Raw genomic sequence first — 6,639 nt, forward strand, 5'->3', positions numbered from 1 at the left:
AATGCTCCCCGTGATCGATCTCGCCGAACTGGACACCCCGGCCGGTCGGGAACGGCTGCGGGAGATCACCCATCACGTCGGGTTCTTCTACCTCGACGGCCACGGTGTGGACCGGGAGCTGCTCGATCGGGTGTTCACCGTCGCGCGGGAGTTCTTCGCCCTGCCCGACGACGCCAAGCAGTCGATCGCGATGCTGAACAGCCCCCATTTCCGTGGCTACAACCGGGTGGGCGGCGAACTGACCAACGGCGAGACCGACTGGCGGGAACAGATCGACATCGGTCCCGAACGGCAGCCGATCCCCGGCGCCGCCGACTACCTGCGGCTGCAGGGTCCCAATCAATGGCCCGCCGATCTCCCCGACCTCGAGAAGACGATCGAGGCCCTGGACGCCGCGCTCGCGGACGTCGGGATGCGACTGCTGCGGAATTGGGCCGCGTCGCTCGACGCCGACCCGGCGATCTTCGACGACGCCTTCGCGCACGCCCCCGCCACGCTGATCAAGGTCGTCCGCTATCCGGAACGGCCGAGCGCCGACCACACCGGCGAGCAAGGGGTCGGTGCCCACAAGGATTCGGGCGTGCTGACGATGCTGCTCCTCGAACCGGGGTCGTCGGGACTGCAGGTGGAAACCGAGGACGGCAACTGGATCGACGCACCGGCCCGCGCCGGCTCGTTCGTCGTCAACATCGGTGAACTCCTCGAAGTCGCGACCGGCGGATATCTGCGGGCCACCCGGCACCGGGTGCTCACGCCCGCCGGTGCGCCCGAGCGGCTGTCGGTGCCGTACTTCCTCAATCCCGCTCTCGACGCCACGGTCCCGACCATCGAGCTGCCGCCACACCTGGCCGAACGTGCCCGCGGCATCGAACTCGATCCGGCGAATCCGCTCTATCGCACGTATGGCGAGAACGCGTGGAAGAGCCGCACCCGCGCGCACCCCGACGTCTACGCGCGCTGGTATCCGGGCGAGGCGGAACCGGAGTAAACGCCCTCCGCCACCGGGAGTATTGTTCGCGCAGTGTTGTTCCTGACCTCTCGGCGCTACGTCGACCTCCGCCTTCAGGCGAGCGCAATCTGTCCGCGCTCGCGCTGACGCACCTCTCCACTCAGGACTCTCTCTCGCCGTATCCGCCCCACCGGGCGACGTTCCGCGGCCCCATGCGAAAGGCACACCCATGCCCAGTCCCGCGCTGTCCACGCGCGCCGAGACCACCTCTCGACGCCGACTACCCCAGTGGGCCACCTCGTTCGGCCCCCAGATCGTCACCGGACTCGTCGTCGGCGTCATCCTCGGACTCGTCGCCCGCGCCATGCCCGTCGCCGCCGACGGCAACGAGAACTGGCTCGTCGGAACCGTCCACACCATCGGCTCCAGCTACGTGAAACTGCTGACCGTCGCGGTGATCCCGCTGGTGTTCACGGCCATCGTCAGTTCGATCGCCAACCTGCGCGAGGTGGCCAACGCCGCGCGCCTCGCCGTGCAGACGCTGCTGTGGTTCGCGATCACCGCGTTCATCGCCGTCGTCATCGGGATCGTCATCGGACTCGTCACGCAGCCCGGATCACACACGACCGTCACCGGCACCGGTAAGGAACCGGCCACCACCGGCTCCTGGTGGGCGTTCGTCACCGGCCTCGTGCCCAGCAACTTCCTCGGCCTGAACGCGAAGACCACCCTCACCGAGGGCGCCGCCAGCACGTCGCTGAGCTTCAACGTGCTGCAGCTGCTCGTCGTCGCGGCCGCGATCGGCATCGCCGCACTCAAGGTCGGGGCCAAGGCCGAACCGTTCCTGCAGTTCAACGCGTCGCTGCTCGCGATCGTGCAGAAGGTGCTGTGGTGGATCATCCGCCTCGCACCGATCGGGACCGCCGCGCTGATCGCGAACGCCGTCGCCACCTACGGCTGGGACGCCATCGGTTCGCTGGGCTGGTTCACCGCCGCCGTCTACATCGGACTGGCCATCGTGTTCCTCGTCGTCTATCCCGTGCTGATCCGCGCGCACGGGCTGTCGGTGCGCGCCTTCTACTCCGGCGTGTGGCCTGCCACGCAGCTGGGCTTCGTGTCCCGTTCGTCGATCGGCACCCTGCCCCTCACCGAGCGGGTCACCGAACGCAATCTCGGTGTCCCCCGCGAGTACGCGTCGTTCGCGGTGCCGCTCGGGTCGACCACCAAGATGGACGGCTGCGCTGCCGTCTACCCCGCGATCGCCGCGATCTTCGTCGCCGAATTCTACGGTGTGCCTTTGTCGTTCACCGACTACCTGCTGATCATCGTCGTCTCGGTGATCGGGTCCGCGGCCACCGCGGGCACCACTGGCGCCACGGTCATGCTGACGCTCACGCTGTCGACGCTGGGACTGCCGCTCGCCGGTGTGGGGCTGCTGCTCGCCGTCGAACCGATCGTCGACATGGGCCGCACCGCGGTCAACGTCACCGGCCAGGCCCTCGTCCCGACGATCGTCGCGAAGCGGGAAGGCATCCTCGACGAGTCCCGCTACAACGCGGAGCGGACCGGCGACCCGTTCGAGGACGACGAGGCGGTCGCAGCGGCGTAGCGAAATGCTCGACGAGAGCCTTCCCCGCGTGGAAGGCTCTCGTCATGGCCGACATCGACGCGATCAAACGACGGATCGTCATGCAATTCCAGCGGCACGTCGCCAACCCGCTCTCCCGGCGACTGTCGAGCCAGACGCTCCTCGAGACCACCGGCCGCGTGAGCGGACAGCCCCGCGTCACACCCATCGGAGGCCGGCGGACGGGCACCGAGTTCTGGCTGGTGTCCGAGTTCGGTGAGCGGTCGAATTACATCCGCAACATCCGTGCGAACGACGCCGTTCGCCTGCGGATCCACGGTAGGTGGCACGCGGGAACCGCCACGCTGCTCCCCGACGACGACGCCCGCGCCCGGCTGGCGGAGCTTCCCCGGATGAACAGCCTCGCCGTCCGGGCCGTCGGCACCGACCTGCTGACCGTCCGCATCGATCTCACCGACTGAGATCCGCCCCGCAGATGCCCACCGAATAGTCATCCGCACCCCGCATCAGGGTCGGCATCTGACCAGAGTCCGTGCATCTGCATACCCGCACCAGCGGCCTGGCCAGGTGTGATGTTCGCAACTCGGCGTTCGGCTGCACGCCCGGCGCGGATTTGCTACCGCTCGTCGGCTGCGAATCGAGCAGCTTGCAGTAAAGACTTAGCCTCGGCTAATCTGCGATTTCGCGCGGACCTGCGAAGGTTCCGCACCTCAGACAACGACGTCTGCCTCACCGGCGTATCGGTTCGGGGCCGGTTCTCTGCCGTGATCCTCTCGCCGACGCCACCCGTGCGCCCAGCACGGCCCCACATTCGGCGAGTATCGCGAGGAGACAGTCGGTTGAACACGAGTGCCACCGAGTCCGGCCTGTACGACAGGACGCTCGACAAGAGCAGCTGCGGCGTGGGCTTCATCACCCGCAAGGACGGCATTCAGACCCATGACGTCCTCACCCGGGGCCATGAGGCCCTGTGTGCTGTTCCTCACCGCGGTGGCATGTCGGCCGAGGGTGTCGGCGACGGCGCCGGTGTCTGCGTCGACCTGTCGGTGCCGTTCTTCCGCGCCCTGACCGGTCAGGACGATCTCGAGGCCGGCCGCTTCGGTGTCGGCAACTTCTTCCTCCCCACCGACGTGGCATTCCACGTCGACGCGGAGGCCGTCATCGAGCGGGCTCTCGCCGACCAGGGTTTCCGGGTGCTGCTCGAACGTGACGTGCCCGTCGACGCGACCGTGCTCCGGCCCGCCGCCATCCGGCACCAGCTGCCGATCCGGCAGTGGGTGTTCACCGCGCCCGACGCGTGCGCCGACGCGACCGAGTTCGACCGTCGCATCCACGAGGCCCTGCTCGCGATCGAGGCCGTCGCGTACACCCGGCCCGATCTGGCCGGGCTGTACCCGCTGTCGCTCAGCGCCCGCACCCAGGTGCTCAAGGGCCGCCTCAACTCGAACGAGGTGATGCCCTACTTCCGCGACCTGGTGGACCCGGCCCACGCCGTCCACACCCTGTATTTCCACACCCGGTTCTCGACGAACACCGATCCGCATCCGACGATGGCGCAGCCGTTCCGTCTGATGGCACACAACGGTGAGCTCAACACGGACAAGAAGAACCGCCTGTCCGAGACGGCGCTCGCCCGTGCCCGTAACCGGGAGATCGTCCGCCCGCACGGCCAGTCCGACAGTTGCCGCCTCGACCAGACGCTGCAGAGCCGGGTCGTGGAGGACGGTCTCGACCTGGTGACCGCGGTGGTGTCGATGATGCCGCCGGCGTGGGAGAACGACTCCGCCCTGTCGCCCGAGGTCCGGGCGATGCTCGAGTACTTCTCGCTGTACGAGGAGAAGAACGACGGCCCGGCCGCGCTGATCTTCGGCGACGGCACCGTCGTCGGCGCCCGCCTCGACCGGCTCGGACTGCGTCCGCTGCGCTCGGTGGAGACGGACGAGTACCTGTGCGTCACGTCGGAGGCCGGGCAGATCGACTTCGACCCCGCGACCGTCCTGCACCGCGGACGCATCGAGGCCGGCGGCATGCTGTACTTCGACCACCGCGAGGGCCGCTCGTACTCCACCGACGAGGCACTCGAGCTGCTCGCCTCCCGGAACGACTACCCGACGCTCGTCGCGGAGGCCCGGCGGACCATCGAGGCGCTGCCCGAGGTCGAGGCCGAGCCGGGACCGTTGCGGTACAACGGCGACCTCGAGCGCACCCAGCGCTACGTCGCGTACTCGCACAACCAGGAAAGCTTCAAGTTCATGATGGACCCGATGCTCGCGTCGGGTCAGGAGAAGATCTCCGCGATGGGCTACGGCAACGCCATCAACGCGCTCTCCGATCAGGAAGGCGGGGTCGCCAAGTACTTCTCGCAGCGTTTCGCCCAGGTCACCAACCCGTCGCTCGACAGCATCCGTGAGGCCGACGGCATGACGCTGCGCGTCGCGCTGGGCGCCAAGCCGAACAGTGGGGCGCAGTCGGCGCCGCAGATCGTGGTGCCGTCGCCGATCCTCACCCACATGGACATGCTGCGGATCCGCAAGCAGTCCGAGACGCCGGTGCAGCGTTTCCCGATGCTGTACACCCCCGTCCACGGTGACTCCGCCGCCAACGCGGCCGCGCTCGAGGCAGCGGTGGACGGGCTGTGCGACGAGGTGGAGAAGTTCGCCCGCGAACAGGGCGGCATCGCGATCCTCACCGACCGTCACGTGGCCACCGACCGCGCCGCGCTGCCGATGATCGTGGCGATCTCCGCTGTCAACCAGCGGCTGATCGAGGAGGGCCTGCGCCTGCGGGTGTCCGTCGTCGCCGAGAGCGGTCAGATCTCGTCGTCGCACCACGTGGCTGCCGCCCTCGGTTTCGGCGCCGCCGCGATCTACCCGCTCGCCGTCCGTCTGCGCGCCGAGGAGAAGTTCGCCGACGAGGCGGATGTGGCGTTCAAGCGGTTCGCGAAGGCCGCCGAGAAGTCGCTGATGAAGACGATGGGCCGGGTCGGCCTGTGTACCGCCGAGAGCTACATCGGCGGCGAGTTCTTCGAACCCAACTACCTCGACACCGACGACCGGGTTCTGCGCCGCTACTTCGCGAACGTGAAGACGCCGGTGGGTGGTGTCGGGTTCGCCGTCATCGCGCAGGCCGTCGCCGACTGGCATCAGCGCGCCCTGACCGTCACCGGGGAGAAGGACGTTCCGCTGCTCGGCCTGTTCAAGGAGCGCGCGGAGGGCGCCGGTCACTCGTACGGCACGGCGGCCGTGCGCGGCTTCGTCGACCTCACCGAGGAGCCCATCTCGTTCGACACTGCGGGCACGCAGGACCACACGGAGTCGCTGCGACTGCTGCCGCTGAACCGGCTCGAGGACGCGTTCGGTCTCGACGACGACGCCTACCGCAACGCCGGCTTCCAGAAGCTGACACCCGAGGCGATCGACCGCTTCGAGATCACCCCCGGCTACCGCGCATTCGCGCGGACGATGGCCGAGGAGCGCACCCGTCGCCCCGCAGCGCTGCGCGACGTGCTGGATCTGCCTGCCGACGTCACGTTCCTCACCACGGCAGCCGAGTTCCGCAAGCAGATGGGCCGCTTCTCCCGCAAGGGCAACAACAGCTTCGCCGTGCGCGGACTCGAATCCGAGGCCATCGGCGAGGACCGGTTCCGGCTCCGGCTCACCGGTCCCCACGCGGGCGAGGCCCGGGTGCTGGCGGCGCTCGGCGAATCGCTGGCGACGCGGTTCGGCGACGACCTCCGCGAGCACAGCGTGGACGGCGACGCTCTTGTCGTGCGCACGTCCGGTGAGGCACTGCGATGTCTGTCGCTGCTGCGCACCGCTCCGGCGAGCCTGCCGATCGAGCAGGTGCAGAAGGCCAGCGACATCACCCCGTTCCTCACGTCCGGGGCGATGAGCCACGGTGCGTTGAACTCCAACGCGCACGAGGCCGTCGCGCACGGCACCAACATGGCCGGCGGCATGTCGAACAGCGGTGAGGGCGGCGAGCACATCTCCCGCTACGGCACCATCCGCGGTTCCAAGATCAAGCAGTTCGCGTCCGGCCGCTTCGGTGTGTGGGCCGGCTACCTCGCCGACCCGATGCTCGAGGAACTCGAGATCAAGAT

The 6,639-nt window shown here is 68.5% G+C and carries 4 protein-coding genes; all 4 read left to right on the top strand.

What is annotated here, in order from left to right; translation table 11 throughout:
- The first annotated feature begins 1 nt into the window (after nt 1).
- Entirely contained in the window at nt 2–988 is a 987-nt protein-coding gene (locus DTA22_RS06400; protein ID WP_112298817.1) for an isopenicillin N synthase family dioxygenase, read from the top strand.
- A 190-nt stretch (nt 989–1,178) separates the two neighbouring features.
- Nucleotides 1,179–2,558, top strand: coding sequence for a dicarboxylate/amino acid:cation symporter (locus tag DTA22_RS06405; protein WP_037226783.1), 1,380 nt, complete (start codon nt 1,179–1,181; stop codon nt 2,556–2,558).
- Nucleotides 2,559–2,602: 44 nt separating this feature from the next.
- On the top strand, nt 2,603–2,998 hold the full coding sequence (locus tag DTA22_RS06410; RefSeq protein ID WP_112298818.1) for a nitroreductase/quinone reductase family protein: 396 nt from the start codon (nt 2,603–2,605) through the stop codon (nt 2,996–2,998).
- Between the two features lie 378 nt (nt 2,999–3,376).
- A partial coding sequence (locus DTA22_RS06415; protein ID WP_255309416.1) for a glutamate synthase central domain-containing protein occupies nt 3,377–6,639 on the top strand: 3,263 nt, incomplete at its 3' end.

The sequence above is a fragment of the Rhodococcus wratislaviensis genome, from assembly GCF_900455735.1.
Classification (GTDB): Bacteria; Actinomycetota; Actinomycetes; order Mycobacteriales; family Mycobacteriaceae; genus Rhodococcus_F; species Rhodococcus_F wratislaviensis.

Coding starts and splice junctions, on each gene's coding strand:
- DTA22_RS06400 (WP_112298817.1), top strand. CDS start 2: ATGCTCCCCGTGATCGATCTCGCCGAACTGGACACCCCGGCCGGTCGG.
- DTA22_RS06405 (WP_037226783.1), top strand. CDS start 1,179: ATGCCCAGTCCCGCGCTGTCCACGCGCGCCGAGACCACCTCTCGACGC.
- DTA22_RS06410 (WP_112298818.1), top strand. CDS start 2,603: ATGGCCGACATCGACGCGATCAAACGACGGATCGTCATGCAATTCCAG.